We start from the raw sequence: 19,312 nt of genomic DNA on the forward strand, positions 1-19,312 counted from the left end.
AACATTGGTCGGATTCAATTGTCACAAGTCCGACCAAACCCCGAACCAACCCCGACCAAACCCCGTTTTAAGGACTGTGTTTTTATTCTCAAAACGAAGTAAAAATGGCAGATTAAATTCTTTTACACTTTTCACTAAACAACCAAACCAAACCCTTAATAACTTGTTCTTCCCGAGCCAACTTATTATCTTTACCTAACATGAAGTTCAAAATCATTTCGGATTATAAACCGACTGGCGATCAGCCAAATGCGATAAAACAGTTAGTAGAAGGGGTTAAAAATGAGGAGCACTACCAAACTTTGCTCGGCGTTACAGGCTCAGGGAAAACATTTACAGTAGCAAACGTAATTGAGCAAACGCAAAAGCCGACCTTAATTTTAAGTCATAATAAAACGTTGGCTGCTCAGTTGTATGGAGAATTTAAACAGTTTTTCCCTGAAAATGCGGTAAACTACTTTGTTTCGTATTACGATTATTATCAGCCTGAGGCTTACATGCCTACTACCAATACTTACATTGAAAAGGATTTACAAATAAACGAAGAGATTGAAAAACTACGTTTGCGTACTACATCCGCATTAATGTCGGGCAGACGCGATGTAATCGTAGTTTCGTCTATTTCCTGCATTTACGGTATGGGAAATCCCGAAGATTTTTCAAGATCAGTTTTCCGCTTTGCAGTAGGAACTAGAATAAGCAGAAACTCTTTTTTACATAGCTTGGTAGAGATTTTATATGCTCGTACCATTAACGATTTTAAACGTGGAACTTTTCGTGTGAAAGGTGATACTGTTGATATTTATCCAGCTTATTTGGATAATGCGTATCGCGTTTCTTTTTTTGGAGATGATATTGAAGAATTATCAGTTATTGATCCAGTTACTGGAAAAACGATTGAAAAATTAGAGGATATGGCAATTTATCCAGCCAATCTGTTTGTTACGCCAAAAGATAGGTTTAATTCTTCCATTTGGGGAATACAAGAAGAATTGGAATTGCGGAAAAACCAATTGTTAGGAGATAGGCAATTGCTCGAAGCTAAGCGTTTGGAAGAAAGAGTGAATTTTGATATCGAAATGATGAAAGAGTTGGGTTATTGCTCTGGAATTGAAAATTATTCACGTTTTTTTGATGGACGTTCGCCAGGGATGCGCCCATTCTGCTTGCTAGACTATTTTCCAGATGATTACTTAATGATTATTGATGAAAGTCATGTTACCGTTCCACAAATTAGAGCAATGTACGGCGGTGACCGTTCGCGTAAAATGTCGTTGGTAGAATATGGGTTCCGCTTGCCGTCGGCTTTAGATAATCGTCCATTGAACTTTGACGAATTTGAACGTTTGGCCCCACAAACCATTTATGTAAGTGCAACTCCTGCCGATTACGAATTAGAAAAATCTGAAGGGATTGTAATTGAGCAAGTAATTAGGCCGACAGGTTTACTAGATCCAGTTATTGAGGTCAGACCGGCAATTAATCAAGTAGATGATTTGTTGGATGAAATTGATAAAACCATTAAAATGGGCGATCGCGTTTTAGTAACCACATTAACAAAGCGCATGGCGGAAGAACTGACTAAATATATGGATCGATTAAATATTAAATGTCGTTATATCCACTCAGAGGTAAAAACCTTAGAACGAGTAGAAATTTTGCGAGGTTTACGTTTGGGCGAATTTGATGTATTGGTAGGAATTAACTTGTTGCGTGAAGGATTGGATTTGCCAGAAGTAAGCTTAGTAGCCATTTTAGATGCAGATAAAGAAGGTTTTTTACGCTCAGATAGAGCTTTAATACAAACGATTGGTCGTGCGGCGAGAAATGATAGGGGTAGAGTAATTATGTATGCCGATAATATAACTCAATCAATGGAAAGAACGATTGATGAAACGAATAGGCGTAGAGAAAAACAAATTGCGTATAATTTAGAGCATGGCATCACACCAAAAACAGTTGGAAAAACAAGAGAAGAGATTATTGAGCAAGGGTCAATCTTAGATTTTTCTGAAGGTAAAGCTCGTGCAAAAGCATATGTAGAGGTTGATGAAGTTAGCATTGCTGCAGATCCGGTTATCCAGTACATGACCAAACCAGAAATGCAAAAAGCAATTGATAAAACACGAAAAGACATGCAGAAAGCGGCTAAAGATATGGACTTTTTAATGGCTGCTCGCTTACGAGATGAAATGTTTGCCCTAGAAAAAGTATTCGAAGAAAGGTTTGGGAAGTAAATTATCCTAACCATCGCGTCATTGCGAGGTACGAAGCAATGACGATAACTTAAAAAATTATGCAAGGACAAAATAGAAAAGACGTTTACCCAGGTTTAGAAGTTGGAATTATCTTGAAAAAAGACCAACGCAATGGAAATGTAACTTATGGTGTGGTTAAAGATTTATTAACTTCATCTACTTTTCATTCTAGAGGGATAAAAGTGCGGTTAGAAGATGGACAAGTAGGAAGAGTTTGCGAAATCATTGAAGAAGATTGATGTATTGAGGAAACAATTCAAACTAGAAATTGTAATTATAGTGCAATTATCTTTTAAAAAAGTAACAATAAATTAACCACCACGTCTATATTTGCGTTAATACTTATATTATGGTGCTTATTAAATTTCTTCTTATAACAATAATAGTGCTTTGGATTATTCGAGTTTTAATTCGAATGATATTTCCTGTGATGCTAAAAAATGTTTTTAGCAATATGCAAAACCAGACAACTAATCAACAACAACAAAACTATTCTAGAAAACCAGAAGGTTCTATTTCAATAGATTACATGCCTAAAAAAGAAAAAAAGGGCAATGCCGATAAACTTGGTGATTTTGTAGATTACGAAGAAGTTAAATAGTTTTCACTTGGCATTTGACAGCTTTTAGTTGTCATTTTTGGGAGACTAAAATCTCGATACTTGATTCTCGCTTCTTGATCCTAAAAAAAATACTTCCTAATCTGTATCAATTTTCTATTTTTGGGATTACGTTAATCTTAAAATAACCTTAATGAACAATTGGTTTAAACAGAATGGCACACATGTAGCCATCATTGCATTATTTGTAGTTCTCTGTTTTGTGTATTTCAGTCCTGTTTTACAGGGAAAAGCTCCCGCTCAAAGTGATGTATTGCAAAGTAAAGCAATGCAAAAAGAAATTATGGAGTATAAGGACAAAGATGGTAAAGGCCCACTTTGGACTAATCAGATGTTTGGCGGTATGCCAGCCTATCAAATCTGGGTACAATATGCATATAATGGTGCTACCTATGGTATTGCGTTAATTACTAAAGCATTACCAAATCCAGTAGGAACTGTTTTATTGTTGCTAATAGGCGCTTACTTTTTATTTATTACGCTAAAGGTAAACCCTTGGTTAGCTGCTGCGGGTGCCATAGCATTCGCATTTACCACGTATAATTTTGTTTTAATTGCAACTGGGCATAGTAATAAAGCATTAGCAATTGGTTTTTTTGCGCCAATTATAGCAGGGCTGATATTAACGTTACGAGGTAAGTATTGGGTTGGCGCTAGCTTAACAGCTTTATTTTTAGCACTAGAAATTAGGGCGAATCACGTTCAAATGACATATTACCTATTTCTATCCATTCTTATTTTTGTTGGGATTGAAATTTATCAGGCGTATAAAAACAAAACATTACCGGCTTTAGGTAAGGCATTAGGTTTTTTAGGTGCTGCGGTAGTTTTAGCGGTGATGATTAATGCTAGTTTATTGTGGACAACATCAGAATATGCTAAAGAAACCAATCGTGGAAAATCTAATCTAACCACTGCTTCTGCAGAAAAAAATGCTGGCATGAGTAAAGAATATGCCTATGGTTGGAGCCAAGGTGTGGGCGAAAGTTTTACTTTCCTTATTCCTAATTTATATGGCGGTGCAACAAGTATTGATGAATTGATTAAGCCAGAAAGCCACATGTACAAAGCAGTTGCAGAAGTTACTGGAGGCGATCCTAATCAAACCCCACAAGCTATTCAGCAACTAGCTTCTCAATAGAATATGCAACAATATTGGGGAGAAAAGCCTAGTACTTCTGGTGGTTATTATTTCGGATCTATTGTTTGTTTCTTATTTGTATTTGGTTTATTTATTGTTCGTAGCCGTTTAAAATGGTGGATATTAGCAACAACGGTATTATTTATTCTTTTATCCTTTGGTAGAAACTTCCCATTGGTTTCAGATTTATTCTTTGATTATTTCCCTTTATACAATAAGTTTAGAGCAGTCGAATCGATCTTAGCAGTAGTAGGATTAATGGTTCCAATACTTGCATTTTTAGCGATTAAAGAAACACAAGAAGGTCAAATCGATCAAAAGATTTTAGTTAAAAAATTAACATGGTCTGCAGGTATAACTGGTGGATTTGCTTTAATCGTTGCTCTGATACCAACATTATTTTTCAGCTTTAAAACAGAAAATCATGCGCAAATTGTACAGGCTTTAACCCAAGCAGTACAAAATAATGCCGGTGTGGCACAAAAAATTGCTAATGCATTAATTGAAGATCGTATTTCAATCGCTAGAGCAGATGCACTTCGTTCATTCTTATTTATCGTTGTTGGTTTTGGTATTGTATGGGCATTTATCACTAAAAAAATGAACATGCAATTGGCATTTGGTCTACTGGCACTAGCAGTGTTAATTGATATGTGGCAAGTAGATCGCCGGTATTTAAACAACAAAAATTTCGAGAGTAAATCTGCATTGGCAAACTATTTCCAACCTCGTGATGTAGATAATTTCATCATGGCAGATAAAGATCCAAACTTTAGAGTGTACGATCAATCGATAAATACGTTTCAAGACGCAAGCACTTCATCATTTCATAAAACAATTGGTGGTTACCATGCCGCAAAGCTGAAAAGATATGATGAATTGATCCAAAATCAATTTTCTAAAAGCGTAAATCAAGATGTTTTAGATATGCTAAATGCAAAGTATTTCATTACACAAGATCCTCAAAATGGTTCTTACAAAATGTCGAGAAATACAACAGCATTAGGTAACGCTTGGATAGTAAAAGGCGTTCAGTTTGTAAAAAATTCTGATGAGGAGATGAAAGCAATTAATAGTTTCGATCCGAAAAATGAGGCTATTGTTGATGAGCAATATAAAAAACTGATAGATACTACACGTTTGGGTGCTGATCCAACGGCGTTTATCAAAATGGAAAATTATCATCCAGACCATATTGAATATTCGTATAGCGCACCAAGAGATGCAATTGCTGTATTCTCTGAGATTTATTACGATAAAGGATGGAATATGTATGTTGACGGGAAGGAAAAACCATATTTTAGAGCAGATTACGTATTACGTGCAGCACAATTAGAAGCTGGTAATCATAAAGTGGAATTTAAATTCGAACCTAAATCCTATTACTTAGGAGAGAAAATTTCATTAACTGGATCGATATTATTGTTAGGCTTTTTAGGTTTCGCCTTTTACACAGAGAATAAGAAAAAGAAAGCAGCTTAATAATTTTTCTGATAAGATATAGCCGCAGATTCGCAGATTAAACAAATCTGTAAATCTGCGGCTTTTTTACACTCGTCATTCCCGTGAAAACGGGGATCGTAATGCGTAAAAAAACTTACTATCGTATTAGGATTTAATGTAATCTGCGCATCTGCGGCCTTTTATCGCATTACGATGCCCAGTCAAGCTGGGCATGACAGCTAATAAATAGGAGATTTCCACGTCGCTTCGCTCCTCGCAAAAACGACTAGGGAGCAAACTAGCCAACTTCATGATTTCAATTTGCATGAACATGACGAGCTTATATTCTAATTAATCTGCGAATCTGCGGCTTTAATCTTTAATCCAATTAATAATCTTCCCTTAACATCTTATTAACCTGTGCTTTGCATTTTTGTAAAATAAAATGAATCAAATGCCGGAGTTATTTTTAATCATTTGCTTAGTTGTACTAGTTGCATTCTTCTTTAGTCCTTATGATCTGACTATTGATGAAGAAGAAGACTAGAGCAAATTGTTTTATCCCACCGAATGAAGCTAGTTTAATAGGCAAGGCATTTTATCCCCAAAAAATTAGGTTATGGAAAAGAGAGAAGTAGAAATTGCTGTAATTTCTGATGTTCACTTAGGTACCTATGGTTGCCATGCAAAAGAGCTGCTGAAATATCTTAAAAGTATCAAGCCAAAAATGATTATTCTAAATGGTGATATCATTGATATTTGGCAGTTTAGTAAAAGATACTGGCCTGAAACACATATGAAAATTATTAGAAAACTCATGAAATTTGTGGTTGAAGGAGTTCCTGTATATTATTTAACAGGTAATCACGATGAGCTTTTACGCAAGTTTGCAGATATGCACATGGGCGCATTTCATTTGCAAAATAAATTAGTTTTAGAGCTAGATGGTAAAAAAGCATGGTTTTTTCATGGCGATATTTTTGATGTAACCATGCAACATTCTAAATGGTTAGCGAAATTGGGTGCAGTTGGCTACGATAGCTTAATCTTACTTAACAGTATGGTAAATTGGTGTTTGGCTGTATTTGGAAGAGAGAAAATGAGTTTTTCACAAAAAGTAAAAGCAAAGTTTAAGGATGCAGTAAAATTCATCAATAGTTTTGAGCAAACTGCTGCGGATTTAGCCATAGAAAAAGGATATGAATATGTAGTTTGTGGTCATATTCATCAACCAGAAATGCGTGAAATTATTACTGAAAATGGAAAAGTAATGTACTTGAACAGTGGCGATTGGGTAGAGAGTTTAACTGCTTTAGAATACACTAATAAGGAGTGGAAGGTGTTTAATTATGAAGCTAAGGATTTTGAAAAAGATGAAGTTGAACAAGGGGTATTATCTGATAGCGAAGATCTACATAGCAAGCTAGATATTAATACGTTATTGCAAAAGATTAAATTGGAAATTGTCTAAAGCATAAAATCTTGATAGCTTCATTCCCATTAAACTATAAATATTGCTGAAAAATACAGATATTAGGAGCTGATGAAGATACTTTATGCAATTCAAGGTACTGGTAACGGACATATTAGTAGGGCAAGGGAAATTATTCCATTGTTGCAACAATATGGCGACTTAGATATTCTAATTTCTGGCACTCAAGCTGATGTTAAATTAACACAAGAAGTAAAATATCAATTGCATGGTTTTAGCTTTATTTTTGGAAAAAAAGGGGGCGTACATCATTATAAGACATGGCGTAACATGAATTTGCCGCGTTTTATAAAAGACATGAAAGCTGTTCCTTTAAAAGAGTATAACCTAATTATTAATGATTTTGAACCAGTTACAGCGTGGGCCTGCAAAAAACAAGGATTGGAAAGTGTTTCTTTAAGTCACCAAGCCGCTTTCAAATCTAAAAAAGTACCCAGACCTAAAACTGTCGATTGGGGTAAAATCATTTTAAGTCATTATGCTCCAACCACTCATCACATTGGTTTTCACTTCGAAAAATACGATAATTTCATTTATACACCAGTTATTAGAAGTGAAATTAGAAACTTACAATCAACTAATTTAGGCCACTATACAGTTTATCTTCCTGCAATTGATGATAAACATTTAGTTAAAATATTGAAGCAAATTCCAGCAACTAGATGGGAAGTTTTTTCTAAACATACAAAAACAGCTTACACCGATGGAAATGTGTTTGTGGAGCCTGTAAATAATGAAAAGTTTAATAAAAGTATGGCAAGCTGTGAAGGCTTATTTACTGGCGGAGGATTTGAAGGCCCAGCTGAAGCATTATTTTTAGGAAAAAAATTATTAGTTGCGCCAATGAGATTTCAGTACGAACAGCAATGTAATGCTTATGCCTTAAAGCAATTAGGATTGCCTGTAATTTGGGGAAGCAACAAAAATTGGTTGCCTATTTTGAAAGAGTTTGTACGTAATCCACAAGAACATCAGTTTAATTTCCCAGATGAAACGGCTTCAATTATTGACAACATGGTGAAGTCTTTTGCCAGATAAATTTCTTTACTTTGCCTTTAGCAAACAGGCATGATCAATCAATTTAGAAATTTAAACCCTATTAATCTATTAATATTAGCTGCATACGCCATATTTATGCGATTGGCTATTTTTTTAAATCTGCCCGATCAGTTAAATTTTGAGTTTTTAGAGTCATACACGAAATTTTTCATCCAAATTCCATTAACAAGCTCTTTTTCACCTGCTGTAAATATATTTTTCGCAACTTGTATTACCTTTATTCAAGCTGTATTATTTAATAGAATAATTAATAACCATGGCTTGTTAGCCAAACCAAGTTACTTGCCAGCTTTGCTTTATATTACTGCATCAAGCCTATTCTTGCAATTTTTAATTCTAAGTCCACCACTAATCTGTAATTTTCTATTGATTTGGATCATGGATAAATTTTTGAAAATTGGTAAAACACCAAACGCCATGATGAGCTTGTTTGATGTAGGGATGATCATTGCGCTTGGCACTTTAATTTATTTCCCGTTTATTGTGCTATTAGTTATGCTTTGGCTTAGCTTATTGCTCTATCGCTCTTTTAATTGGAGAGAATGGGTTGCTGGATTTATTGGTTTTTTAACCTTGTTTTTCTTCGTTGCTGTATTTTATTATTGGAATGATAACATAACTCAGTTTTACAAAATTTGGCGACCATTAGTGAACAAATTTCCATCGACACTTAAGATCAATTTCAACGATTATTTAGTACTCATTCCTATAAGTGTGATTATGATATTGGCTTCATTCCAACTACGCGAAAACTTTTTTAGGAGTTTTATTAGTACCAGGAAAGCATTTCAGATGCTATTTTTCATGTTTATCATCGCAATTATTAGTTTTTACACCAAACCAGATTTCAGGGTTTATCATTTTCTATTGAGTGTTCCTCCAGGGGCAGTACTATTGGCGTATTATTTTCGAACGCTAAAAAGCGTTGGTTTTACGAATCGTTGTTTGCAGTATTGGTACTTTGCATCCAGTATTTTTTGTTTGTTTAACCTTTTTTAACAATTTGACAGCTTGAAACTTGCTAAAGATTAATAGCTTTGTGCCATGAAGTCTATCCTTGGTAGCACTAATGCATAATCTGGTAATAGATATAGGGAATACAAATAGTAAGCTGGCTATTTTTAATCAGAAAGAGCTAGTGCACTATGAGCGATTAAAAGAACTAGATGAAACTAGTTTAAAAGTCTTAATTGAAAAGTATCAGATAAAAAATGCTACAGTTTCAAGTGTAAATAAAGAGATAAAAGAGCTGAGCGATTATTTAAAACAACTCGTAAACTATATCCCTTTCACTACTGAAATAAAAGGTAAAATAAAGAATAACTATCAAACATTAAGTACTTTAGGGTTAGATAGATGGGCAAAAGTAATTGCAGCATATTGTTTGTACCCTGGTAACAATTGTTTGATGATTGATGCAGGAACTTGCATTACTTACGATGTGTTAACTGCTACAAATGAATACTTTGGAGGAAGTATAAGCCTGGGAATAAAAATGAGATTTGAAGCATTAAATCATTATACAGGAAGATTACCGCTTGTGAATTGGAAGAATGAAGAAAATAATATTCCAGAAGGTACGAATACCATTAATGCCATTAAAAATGGTGTTTTACAAGGAATTTTGAATGAAGTAGAGGGTTTTATATCCTTAGAAAATAAAAAGAATAAAGACCTTAAAGTAATTATTACAGGAGGTGATGCCGATTTTTTGAACATGCAATTAAAAAATAGCATCTTTGCCACCCAAATTATACATGAACCATATTTGGTTTTAAAAGGATTAAATGAAGTTATTACATTATAATATGTACCATAAATTAAAATATACACTTGCTGTTTGCCTATTGTTAATGAGTATAGTTGCGAATGCACAAGTTACTGTACAATCACCATATTCTAAATTTGGTGTTGGTAATATAAAAGGTTCGATGTTGCCACAATTTAGAGCAATGGGAGGCATTTCTACAGCAGTTTATAAACCAAGCTTCTTTAACAATATAAATATACAAAACCCTGCTTCTTATGCAGGTATTAATGCGACCACGTTAGATATTGGCATGAGTGGAAACATTACGGAGTTAAAAAACAGTACTCAGACAGAGAATAGCTTCAATGCTACATTGAGCCATGTTGCTCTAGCATTTCCAGTAAGTAAAAAGTCGGCATTGAGTTTTGGGATATTACCATATTCTGAATTGGGCTATAATTTTAAAAACACGTTGAAAGTAGGAACGACAACAGCTAATACTAAAACAGTAGATTATAAATACAATGGCGAAGGCGGTTTAACCAAAGCTTATTTAGGTTATGGTATTCAATTTGAAGATCATTTTAGAGTAGGTGCTAATGCAGAATATTTGTTTGGTAATTTATCAGAAAATAGATCTACAGAATATGTAAATGATCCTGGAAGCATTAATTCGCGTATGCAAACTAAAAATAGTGTAGGTGGTGTTAGTTTTTCTTATGGAGCACAATATGATTTTAGATTAGATAACAAAACATCGTTAGTATTAGGTTATTCAGGTTCTTCTTCGTCAAAAATCAATTTAAAAAACAGTCAAGTAGTTACTCAATATTTTAATGACGCATCAGGTAACGAGCAAACAGCGTTAGATACACTGTTATTAGTAGAAAATAGCCCGACGAATTTAAAATTACCTTTGATACATAATTTTGGTATCAGTATACAAAAAGATAATAAATGGATGGTTGGGGCAGATTACCGCATGGGCAAATGGTCTAATCTTTCTATCGATAATGTAAATCAAGGCTTACAAGATACTTACGGATTTTCTGTAGGTGGACAATTTACACCAGATGTTAGTGCAATTAATGGCTATTTTAAAAGAGTGGATTATAGATTGGGTTTCCAATACGATAAAACCTATATCCAAATGAACAACCAAGATATTAAACAAATGGCTGTTACTTTCGGATTTGGGTTGCCATTAGCATCTTATAGTAGAGGGACTTTCTATAAAATGAATTTAACTGCCGAATTAGGTAAAAGAGGTACAGTGAGCAATGGTTTGTTGCAAGAAAAATATATCAATATTCATTTAGGATTTGTACTGAATGATAGCAGTTGGTTCCAAAGGTTTAGATTTGACTAATGAAAACGTCGGGTATTAAATCTGGCATTTTAATTCTCTTTTTAGTGCAATTAATAGTCTTATCATCTTGTAATGATGATGACTTGAAAAATGCAACTTCTATTTCTGCCAAAAAAATAACGTTAAGTACAGATCGTTCCTATGGAGTTGAAATCATTTATAGTGATTCTGCGAAGGTAAAGGCTAAAGGTTATGCTCCAATTTTAGATAAAGTTACTCCATCTGAAGGGGCTATGTATAATGAAATGCCAAAAGGAGTTAAAATAGAATTCTTTAACGAGTTTCTTAAACCTACCGGAACCATTACATCTGGCTATGCGATTAATAAGCAAACGGATAAAATCACCATTTTCAGAAAAAATGTAGTCGTAGTAAATGATCAAATCACTTTTACGACAGAAGAATTAATATGGGATGAAAATAAAAAGATGTATTCGTCGCCCTATGGCACAGTAACTTCAAAAAAAGATGGAAGCGTAGCAACTGGGACAGAATTTACAGCACCACAAGATTTTAGTACCTATAAGATAATTCAAGCATCTGGAACAACCTACGTAAAAGGCGATTTAAGACCTTAAAACGATAATTAATCTAGCTTTGTAATCGCTTAGTTCTATGCAAGTTTCGCTATAAAGATCAAATAAAATTTAATGTTTTCTAATTAGTTGCAAATTTGTATCTTGCGCCCTCTTAAAAAAAAATATAAAATAAGAATAATATGGGATTAATGACTTTCATGCGTACCAAGATGGGGTATTTTCTAGTTGGAGGTATTGCAGTGGTATTGGCGTTATTTGTTTTAGAACCTTTGCTTCAGCACAGTTCTTCACTTTTTGGTTCATCTAGAAACACCGTTGGCTCAATAGATGGTGAGGAAATCAAATACGAAGAGTTTAACCCTAAAGTAGAGCAAAGTGTTGCACAATTTAAGCAACAATATGGTGGTAGTGTAAATGCGCAAATGCAAGCTATGGCTGTAGATAATGCGTGGCAAGCTGAAGTTGCAAGCAAACTTTTAACTAAAGAATATGCACGATTAGGTTTAAGTATTTCTGGTGATGAATTATTTGATTTGTTACAAGGTAAAAACCCAAGCCCATTAATTGTACAATATTTTGGTAATCAACAAACTGGTCAAGTAGATCGCTCAGCAGTTTTAAGCTCATTAAAAGCACAACAAAAAGATCCAAAATTGAAACAACAATGGGACATGTTGCAAGCAGAAATAGAAAAGCAAGCTTTGCAACAAAAATATGTTAATCTTGTTCGTAACTCTGTTTATGTAACTTCTTTAGAGGCCAACGACGAATACATTAACCGTAATAAATTGGTTAACTTCAAATATGTTAATTTAGATTACAGTTCTATTTTAGATGCTGCGGTAAAACTTACAGATGCTGATTATCAAGCATATTATGATGCTAATAAAAAACGTTTTGATAACCCGAATGAAACTCGTGGTTTTGAATATGTGCATTTCAGCATTAAACCAACCGCTGCAGATAGTGCAGTTGTAAAAACTCAAGTAGAAAAATTAGCAGCAGATTTTAAAACTACGCCAAACGATTCGTTGTTTGCAGCAAATAATTCTGATGTGAAAGTTCCTTATGCTTATATCGCTAAAGGAAAATTAGACCCTGCTGTAGATTCAGTAATTTTCAATTACTCAGCAGGCAGTTACTACGGTCCTATTTTATCGGGCAATTCTTATAAATTAATTAAAGTAATTGATACTCGTTTCTCACCTGATTCAGTAAAAGCAAGCCATATATTAATCGATCCGAGTAAAATTGGAGAATCAGCGGCATTTAAATTAGCAGATTCTTTAAAATCATTAGCTCAAGGTGGAAGCAATTTCGGAGAATTGGCTAAAAAATACAGTGTGGATGGATCTAAAGATAAAGGCGGCGATTTAGGTACATTTGCTCGTAATACAATGGTTGCAGAATTCGAAAATGCTGCATTTAATGGTAAGCCTGGTGATATTAAAGTGGTTAAATCTCAATTTGGAATTCATGTAATTAAAATTGAGAAGCAAATTGGTTCTTCAAGGGTAGCTAAATTAGCTTACATCGAGAAAAGTTTAACTCCAAGTTCTAAAACTAGAGATGCAGCTTATAAAAAAGCAATCAATTTCTTAAATGAAGTGAAACCAGCTAATTTTAGTTCTTTAGCACAACAAAAAGGATATACAGTTGCAGTAGCAGATAAAATCACACCTACTCAAGGTTATGCTCCAGGGTTAGATAGTCCTCGTCCATTAATTAGAGATGCTTATGAAGCAGAAAAAGGTGATGTATTACCTCAGGTATATACAATGGAAGACGGTTTTGTAGTAGCGCATTTAACAGATGTGAAGCCAAAAGGTCAGTTGTCATTAGAAGATGTTAAAAAACAAATTCAACCAATGGTAATGAATGCTGTAAAAGCTAAATTGTTAACCGATAAAATTAATAAAGCTTTAGCAGGTACAAGTTCAATAGATCAAGTAGCTTCAAAACTAGGAAAAGCTGCAACACCTGTTCAAAATATGGTATTTGCTAACCCAATTATTCCAGGGTTAGCTCAAGAGAACAAAGTTGTAGGAGCTGTGTTCGGATCTCAAGTAGGTAAATTATCTAAGCCAGTTGAGGGAGAAAAAGGTGTATATGTATTTGTGGTGGATGGATTTGCTAATCCTGCACCAATAGATAACATGTTCAAACAAAAAGAAACAATGCTATTAGGAATTACGCAACGCTCTTTAGGTGCGGCTTTTCAAGCATTACAAGATAAAAGTGAGATAAAAGACAATAGAGTGAAATTCTATTAATCTTATTTACGTAATTTTGTAACCGTTCTAACATTAGTTAGAACGGTTTTTTATTTTTTAAGAGCCATGGATATTCAAGAAAACATCGTTAATAAAGTAGCTTCAAGTGGTTTAGTTACCTTAAATTTAGAGGAGTATTTCCACAAAGGAGAACGATTGGTGTATGATATTAAAGACAATCTATTTCATGGATTGATCTTAAAAGAGCAAGACTTTAGAGCATTTATAAAAGAACATAACTGGGAACAATACCAAGATCAAAACATTGCAATAATTTGCAGTGCTGATGCAATTGTGCCTACTTGGGCATATATGTTATTAGCAAATAGAATGAAGCCTTTTGCGAATGAAGTGGTTTTTGGCAATCTAGAAACCCTTGAAACAGTACTCTATACAAAGGCATTGGCTAAAATCGATATTAATGAATTCGCTGGAGAGCGTGTGGTAATTAAGGGATGTGCAGATTTAGAGGTGCCAATTTCTGCTTATGTGGAAATTACTGCTTTATTAACCCCAGTAGTAAAAAGTATAATGTATGGAGAGCCGTGCTCTACTGTTCCAATTTACAAACGGAAGGACTAACAATTTTGGAGTGCTTTTTGTTTGCATAGCTGTATGAGAAAACTAATTTTATTTCTTGCTCTTGGTTTAATTGGATTTAATAGTTCAGCACAAGAGGAATTGCCTTTAAAGAAGGACCCCATCTTTAAAGAGGGAGAAGTACTGAGTTATAAACTAAAGTATGGCTTTCTTACAGCTGCAGAAGCGACTATAAAAGTAATGGCTTCTGATGTGAAATTTGATAATAAACCTGTTTATAGACTTGTAGTTGACGCACAAACATCAGGTACCTTTGATATATTCTACAAAGTAAGAGATCACTACGATTCGTATATCGATAAAACGGATTTAACACCTTATTTTTATCAAGAAAATATTCGTGAAGCAAGCTACCGTAGACAGGATAAAGCTAGATTTTATCAGGACTTTAAGAAAGTAGTTGCCAATAAAGGAACTTTTGCCACACCAACTACACAAACTTTCGATTTAGTTTCTGCTTATTATTTTTCTCGTAGCCTTGATATTGCTAAATTAAAAGTGGGAGATAAATTTAAACTTAATTACTTTTTGAGTGATGAAATATCTCAGTTAGAAATTCAATATGTAGGTAAAGAAACCATTAAAAGTAAATTAGGTACAATACGATGCTTAAAATTTAGTCCATCTATTAAACCTGGTCGTATCTTTAAAAAGGATAGTAAACTATATCTTTGGATTACAGATGATGGCAATAGAGTGCCTGTAAAAGCGCAAGTAGAAATTTTAGTTGGTTCAGTAACCTTAGAAATTAAATCCGCCGAAGGATTAAAATATCCAATAGGTAAATAATTATTAAATGATAGAAGTACAGGGTGCTTTAGTGCATGAAGATGTAATTAGTGAAAACTTTGTGTGTAATTTAAGCAAGTGCAAAGGAATTTGTTGTGTAGAAGGTGATGCAGGTGCTCCATTAGAAGTAGCCGAGACGGCTATTTTAGCTGAGATTTATCCTAAAATAAAACATTTATTAGCGCCTAAAGGTATAAAGGCCATAGAAGAACAGGGAACATCAGTAGTGGATGCTGACGGAGATTTGACTACCCCATGTGTAGATGGCCATAAAGAATGTGCTTATGTAACTTTCGAAAATGGAATTACAAAATGTGCAATTGAAAAAGCATATGAACAGGGTTTAGTGGATTGGAAAAAACCTATATCTTGCCATTTGTATCCGATACGAATCACAAGATACGCAGAATTTGATGTGCTAAATTACGATAGATGGCACATTTGCCATGATGCTTGTACTTTTGGTAGAGAGCTTAAAGTGCCTGTTTATCAGTTTCTAAAAGAGCCATTAATTAGAAAATATGGTTTGGAATGGTATACAGAACTTGAAACTAGTGTAAATTTAAAAGAATAAGGATGGTAATTGTTTGTAATTTATACTTAATGTTGGCAATTTAACTACTTAAAACTAATTGATAAATACCTTGAAGAAAATTTTAATTACCGGCGGTGCTGGTTTTATTGGCTCACACGTAGTCCGCAGATTTGTAAACAACTATCCGCAGTACGAAATAATTAACCTCGATGCGCTAACCTATGCGGGAAATCTGGCAAATCTAACAGATATCGAAAACAGGAACAATTATAGGTTTGTAAAAGCCGATATTACCAATGCGGCAGAGATAAACAATCTTTTTAAATCAGAGAACTTTGATGCTGTGATCCATTTGGCAGCAGAATCTCACGTAGACCGTTCCATTGCAGACCCAAGTGCTTTTGTAATGACTAACGTGATTGGGACTGTGAACCTGTTAAACGCGGCCAGGGAATATTGGAAAGGTGATTATGCGGATAAACGTTTTTACCATGTATCCACTGATGAAGTTTACGGAGCGCTTGGAGAAACTGGAATGTTTACAGAAAGTACAAGCTATGATCCCCATAGTCCATATTCTGCATCAAAAGCAAGTTCCGACCATTTTGTACGAGCTTACCACGATACGTATGGTTTAGACATTGTTATTTCCAACTGTTCAAACAATTATGGATCGCATCATTTCCCTGAAAAACTGATCCCGTTAGCGATCAACAACATTAAAAATAATAAGCCAGTACCAGTTTATGGCAAAGGAGAAAATGTACGCGATTGGTTATGGGTTGAAGATCATGCAAGGGCAATAGATGTAATTTTCCATAACGCTAAAACAGGGCAGACATATAATATTGGCGGTCATAACGAATGGAAGAATATTGACCTAATCCATTTGTTGTGCCGGATAATGGATCAGAAACTAGGGAGAGCTGAAGGAGCATCTGCAAAACTAATCACTTTTGTAACCGATAGGGCCGGGCATGATTTACGTTATGCGATAGATTCTACCAAACTGCAAAATGAGTTGGATTGGGTGCCGAGTTTGCAGTTTGAGGAGGGATTAGCAAAAACAGTAGATTGGTATTTACAGAATGAGGATTGGTTAAATAATGTAACTTCGGGTAATTATCAAGCCTATTATACTAAACAATATCATACTAATTAATGGAAATTCAAGAAACCGGCTTAAAAGATTGTTTAATTATTAAGCCTAGATTATTTGATGACTCGAGAGGTTATTTTTTTGAGAGTTTTAATCAAACCACGTTTGAAAGTAAAACAGGTCTTTCAGGCAATTTCGTTCAAGACAATCAGTCATTCTCATCTTATGGAGTAATTAGGGCATTACATGCTCAGAAAGGAGAATATGCACAAGCTAAATTAGTGCGTGTGTTAAGCGGAAAAGTCCTTGATGTAGCTGTTGACGCAAGAAAAGGGTCTCCTACTTATAGTCAACATGTTGCTGTAGAATTAAGCGCTGAAAATAAATTGCAATTATATGTTCCTCGAGGGTTTTTACATGGTTTTGCCGTTTTAAGCGAAACAGCGGAATTCTTTTATAAATGTGATAATTATTATAACAAAGAATCTGAGCAGGGAGTAATGTATAATGATCCAACTTTAAATATTAATTGGGTGATTCCACAAGAAAAACAGCTAATTTCTGATAAAGATTTAATTTTAAATTCTTTTGCATCCTTGTCTAATGAGTAGAATAATTGTTATTGGAGCTGGAGGCCAGCTGGGGCAATGCCTTAAAGTTGTTGCTCATAAAAGAGAAATTAGCTCAATTGCGTTTCCTTTGGAGCAAGAGGCTAATATTTTAAATCCCTCACTTTTAAATTCATTATTTGAGCTTGAAAAGCCTGATTATGTGATCAATTGTGCCGCTTATACTGCTGTAGATAAAGCAGAAGATGAACAAGAATTGGCAAAAGCTGTCAATGAAATAGGCGCATTTAATTTAGCCAATGCTTGTAAAACATATGGATCAGTTTTAATTCATGTTTCTACAGATTTTGTTTTTGAAGGTAATGATGTAAAATTATTAACAGAAGAAGATATTGCTAAACCGATTAATATATATGGACAAACAAAATTAGATGGTGAACTAGCTATTGCTGAATGCTTAAATGCTTATTTTATACTTCGTACGAGTTGGCTGTACTCGGAGTATGCAAATAATTTTGTTAAAACAATGCTTAAATTAGGATCAGAAAGAGAAGAATTAAGTGTGATAGCAGACCAAGTTGGTACTCCTACGTATGCCATAGATTTAGCCAATGCTATTTTCGATATAATTGATTCTAAAAGTGAAAACTATGGGTTATATCATTATAGTAATGAGGGTGTAACTTCTTGGTTTGATTTTGCTAAAGCGATATTTGATATTAGTAAAATGCAATTAAAGCTAAATCCTATACCAGGGTCAGCTTATCCAACTAGGGCTAAACGACCATTGTTTTCGGTAATGGATAAAAACAAAATAAAGAACACTTTTAACCTAAATATCCCTTATTGGAGGCATAGTTTAGAGTTGTGTATTAAACAAATAGAAATCTTATCTAAAATTTAATTAAATGAAAGGCATAATTTTAGCCGGGGGTAGCGGAACTCGTTTACACCCATTAACACTTGCATGTAGTAAACAAATGATGCCAGTTTACGATAAGCCGATGATTTATTATCCATTATCAACTTTAATGTTGGCTGGGATAAAGGAAGTTTTGATTATTTCTACACCTCATGATTTGCCAAATTTTGAGAAATTACTAGGCGATGGTACTGATTTAGGTTGTAAATTCAGTTATGCAGTACAACATGAACCAAATGGTTTGGCTCAAGCTTTTGTAATTGGCGAAGAATTTATTGGAGAAGATAAAGTTGCCTTAGTGCTTGGTGATAATATTTTTCATGGTGATGGTATGGCAAAGTTGCTTCAAGCTAGCGCAGATCCTGATGGGGGGGTGGTATTCGCCTATCAAGTTTCTGATCCGGAGCGGTATGGTGTAGTAGAATTTGATGCAGATAAAAATGCAATTTCTATAGAAGAAAAACCAATTCAACCTAAGTCTGATTATGCAGTACCAGGCTTATATTTTTATGATAATTCAGTAGTTGATATTGCTAAAAATATTAAACCATCACCTCGTGGAGAATATGAAATTACAGATGTGAATAGAGTATATTTAGAAAAAGGTAAATTAAAAGTAGGTGTGTTAAGTCGGGGAACTGCTTGGCTAGATACAGGAACTTTTACCTCGTTAATGCAAGCAGGCCAATTTGTTCAAATCATTGAGGAACGTCAGGGTTTAAAAATTGGATGCATTGAAGAAATAGCTTATCGAATGGGATTTATTAATGATGAACAATTGAGAAAGATTGCTACGCCATTAGTAAAGAGTGGTTATGGTGAGTATTTACTGAGAATCATTAAATGATAATTTTC

19 protein-coding genes are annotated in these 19,312 nt (G+C 34.3%); all 19 read left to right on the top strand.

From position 1 onward, the window contains the following. Positions 1-200: 200 nt before the first annotated feature. The gene (uvrB, locus tag ACHMWN_RS06475; protein ID WP_397298717.1) at positions 201-2,237 is read left to right on the top strand and encodes an excinuclease ABC subunit UvrB; all 2,037 of its coding nucleotides are present in this window, start codon (positions 201-203) and stop codon (positions 2,235-2,237) included. 59 nt (positions 2,238-2,296) lie between these two features. Next, a complete protein-coding gene (locus tag ACHMWN_RS06480) occupies positions 2,297-2,497 on the top strand; it encodes a YwbE family protein (RefSeq protein WP_397298720.1) in 201 nt (66 codons plus the stop codon). Positions 2,498-2,607: 110 nt separating this feature from the next. Beyond that, a complete protein-coding gene (locus ACHMWN_RS06485) occupies positions 2,608-2,859 on the top strand; it encodes a DUF4834 family protein (RefSeq protein ID WP_397298723.1) in 252 nt (83 codons plus the stop codon). Between the two features lie 151 nt (positions 2,860-3,010). Next, positions 3,011-4,018 (top strand): hypothetical protein, encoded by a 1,008-nt coding sequence (locus ACHMWN_RS06490; RefSeq protein WP_397298726.1) that lies wholly within the window; start codon positions 3,011-3,013, stop codon positions 4,016-4,018. Between the two features lie 3 nt (positions 4,019-4,021). After that, entirely contained in the window at positions 4,022-5,500 is a 1,479-nt protein-coding gene (locus ACHMWN_RS06495; RefSeq protein ID WP_397298729.1) for a YfhO family protein, read from the top strand. Between the two features lie 580 nt (positions 5,501-6,080). Continuing rightward, the gene (locus tag ACHMWN_RS06500) at positions 6,081-6,932 is read left to right on the top strand and encodes a UDP-2,3-diacylglucosamine diphosphatase (protein WP_397298732.1); all 852 of its coding nucleotides are present in this window, start codon (positions 6,081-6,083) and stop codon (positions 6,930-6,932) included. Positions 6,933-7,004: 72 nt separating this feature from the next. Beyond that, entirely contained in the window at positions 7,005-7,991 is a 987-nt protein-coding gene (locus ACHMWN_RS06505) for a glycosyltransferase family protein (RefSeq protein WP_397298735.1), read from the top strand. A 30-nt stretch (positions 7,992-8,021) separates the two neighbouring features. Continuing rightward, complete coding sequence (locus ACHMWN_RS06510; protein ID WP_397298736.1) at positions 8,022-9,011, top strand: DUF6427 family protein; 990 nt, start codon at positions 8,022-8,024, stop codon at positions 9,009-9,011. 70 nt (positions 9,012-9,081) lie between these two features. Beyond that, positions 9,082-9,819: a type III pantothenate kinase gene (locus ACHMWN_RS06515; RefSeq protein ID WP_397298739.1), complete on the top strand. Its 738-nt coding sequence runs from the start codon at positions 9,082-9,084 to the stop codon at positions 9,817-9,819. Further along, positions 9,800-11,131 carry a hypothetical protein gene (locus tag ACHMWN_RS06520; protein ID WP_397298741.1) on the top strand — a complete coding sequence of 444 codons (1,332 nt, stop codon included), beginning with the start codon at positions 9,800-9,802 and terminating at the stop codon, positions 11,129-11,131. Before ACHMWN_RS06515 ends, ACHMWN_RS06520 begins: the two co-directional genes overlap by 20 nt. Beyond that, positions 11,131-11,709, top strand: a complete 579-nt coding sequence (locus tag ACHMWN_RS06525; protein ID WP_397298743.1) for a hypothetical protein — start codon at positions 11,131-11,133, stop codon at positions 11,707-11,709. Before ACHMWN_RS06520 ends, ACHMWN_RS06525 begins: the two co-directional genes overlap by 1 nt. Positions 11,710-11,849: 140 nt before the next feature. Continuing rightward, positions 11,850-13,943 (top strand): SurA N-terminal domain-containing protein, encoded by a 2,094-nt coding sequence (locus ACHMWN_RS06530; RefSeq protein ID WP_397298745.1) that lies wholly within the window; start codon positions 11,850-11,852, stop codon positions 13,941-13,943. Between the two features lie 66 nt (positions 13,944-14,009). Beyond that, on the top strand, positions 14,010-14,525 hold the full coding sequence (locus tag ACHMWN_RS06535; protein ID WP_397298748.1) for a DUF2480 family protein: 516 nt from the start codon (positions 14,010-14,012) through the stop codon (positions 14,523-14,525). 33 nt (positions 14,526-14,558) lie between these two features. Continuing rightward, positions 14,559-15,332, top strand: coding sequence for a DUF3108 domain-containing protein (locus ACHMWN_RS06540; RefSeq protein WP_397298751.1), 774 nt, complete (start codon positions 14,559-14,561; stop codon positions 15,330-15,332). 7 nt (positions 15,333-15,339) lie between these two features. After that, positions 15,340-15,906, top strand: coding sequence for a DUF3109 family protein (locus ACHMWN_RS06545; RefSeq protein ID WP_397298753.1), 567 nt, complete (start codon positions 15,340-15,342; stop codon positions 15,904-15,906). Positions 15,907-15,976: 70 nt separating this feature from the next. Beyond that, complete coding sequence (rfbB, locus tag ACHMWN_RS06550; protein ID WP_397298755.1) at positions 15,977-17,029, top strand: dTDP-glucose 4,6-dehydratase; 1,053 nt, start codon at positions 15,977-15,979, stop codon at positions 17,027-17,029. Then, positions 17,029-17,577, top strand: coding sequence for a dTDP-4-dehydrorhamnose 3,5-epimerase (gene rfbC / locus ACHMWN_RS06555; protein WP_397298757.1), 549 nt, complete (start codon positions 17,029-17,031; stop codon positions 17,575-17,577). The genes rfbB and rfbC overlap by 1 nt, the downstream gene beginning before the upstream one ends. Further along, on the top strand, positions 17,570-18,439 hold the full coding sequence (rfbD, locus tag ACHMWN_RS06560; RefSeq protein WP_397298758.1) for a dTDP-4-dehydrorhamnose reductase: 870 nt from the start codon (positions 17,570-17,572) through the stop codon (positions 18,437-18,439). Before rfbC ends, rfbD begins: the two co-directional genes overlap by 8 nt. 4 nt (positions 18,440-18,443) lie before the next feature. Continuing rightward, positions 18,444-19,304: a glucose-1-phosphate thymidylyltransferase RfbA gene (rfbA, locus tag ACHMWN_RS06565; protein ID WP_397298761.1), complete on the top strand. Its 861-nt coding sequence runs from the start codon at positions 18,444-18,446 to the stop codon at positions 19,302-19,304. The last annotated feature ends 8 nt before the right edge of the window (positions 19,305-19,312 follow it).

The organism is Pedobacter sp. UC225_61, from assembly GCF_044452285.1.
Lineage (GTDB): Bacteria > Bacteroidota > Bacteroidia > Sphingobacteriales > Sphingobacteriaceae > Pedobacter.

Excerpts from the sequence above, each read along its gene's own strand:
- ACHMWN_RS06545 (WP_397298753.1), top strand. The coding sequence starts at position 15,340 with ATGATAGAAGTACAGGGTGCTTTAGTGCATGAAGATGTAATTAGTGAA.
- ACHMWN_RS06535 (WP_397298748.1), top strand. The coding sequence starts at position 14,010 with ATGGATATTCAAGAAAACATCGTTAATAAAGTAGCTTCAAGTGGTTTA.
- uvrB (WP_397298717.1), top strand. The coding sequence starts at position 201 with ATGAAGTTCAAAATCATTTCGGATTATAAACCGACTGGCGATCAGCCA.
- ACHMWN_RS06505 (WP_397298735.1), top strand. The coding sequence starts at position 7,005 with ATGAAGATACTTTATGCAATTCAAGGTACTGGTAACGGACATATTAGT.
- rfbD (WP_397298758.1), top strand. The coding sequence starts at position 17,570 with ATGAGTAGAATAATTGTTATTGGAGCTGGAGGCCAGCTGGGGCAATGC.
- ACHMWN_RS06510 (WP_397298736.1), top strand. The coding sequence starts at position 8,022 with ATGATCAATCAATTTAGAAATTTAAACCCTATTAATCTATTAATATTA.
- rfbA (WP_397298761.1), top strand. The coding sequence starts at position 18,444 with ATGAAAGGCATAATTTTAGCCGGGGGTAGCGGAACTCGTTTACACCCA.
- ACHMWN_RS06495 (WP_397298729.1), top strand. The coding sequence starts at position 4,022 with ATGCAACAATATTGGGGAGAAAAGCCTAGTACTTCTGGTGGTTATTAT.
- ACHMWN_RS06520 (WP_397298741.1), top strand. The coding sequence starts at position 9,800 with ATGAAGTTATTACATTATAATATGTACCATAAATTAAAATATACACTT.
- ACHMWN_RS06515 (WP_397298739.1), top strand. The coding sequence starts at position 9,082 with ATGCATAATCTGGTAATAGATATAGGGAATACAAATAGTAAGCTGGCT.
- ACHMWN_RS06530 (WP_397298745.1), top strand. The coding sequence starts at position 11,850 with ATGGGATTAATGACTTTCATGCGTACCAAGATGGGGTATTTTCTAGTT.
- ACHMWN_RS06485 (WP_397298723.1), top strand. The coding sequence starts at position 2,608 with ATGGTGCTTATTAAATTTCTTCTTATAACAATAATAGTGCTTTGGATT.
- ACHMWN_RS06500 (WP_397298732.1), top strand. The coding sequence starts at position 6,081 with ATGGAAAAGAGAGAAGTAGAAATTGCTGTAATTTCTGATGTTCACTTA.
- rfbC (WP_397298757.1), top strand. The coding sequence starts at position 17,029 with ATGGAAATTCAAGAAACCGGCTTAAAAGATTGTTTAATTATTAAGCCT.
- ACHMWN_RS06490 (WP_397298726.1), top strand. The coding sequence starts at position 3,011 with ATGAACAATTGGTTTAAACAGAATGGCACACATGTAGCCATCATTGCA.
- ACHMWN_RS06480 (WP_397298720.1), top strand. The coding sequence starts at position 2,297 with ATGCAAGGACAAAATAGAAAAGACGTTTACCCAGGTTTAGAAGTTGGA.
- ACHMWN_RS06540 (WP_397298751.1), top strand. The coding sequence starts at position 14,559 with ATGAGAAAACTAATTTTATTTCTTGCTCTTGGTTTAATTGGATTTAAT.
- ACHMWN_RS06525 (WP_397298743.1), top strand. The coding sequence starts at position 11,131 with ATGAAAACGTCGGGTATTAAATCTGGCATTTTAATTCTCTTTTTAGTG.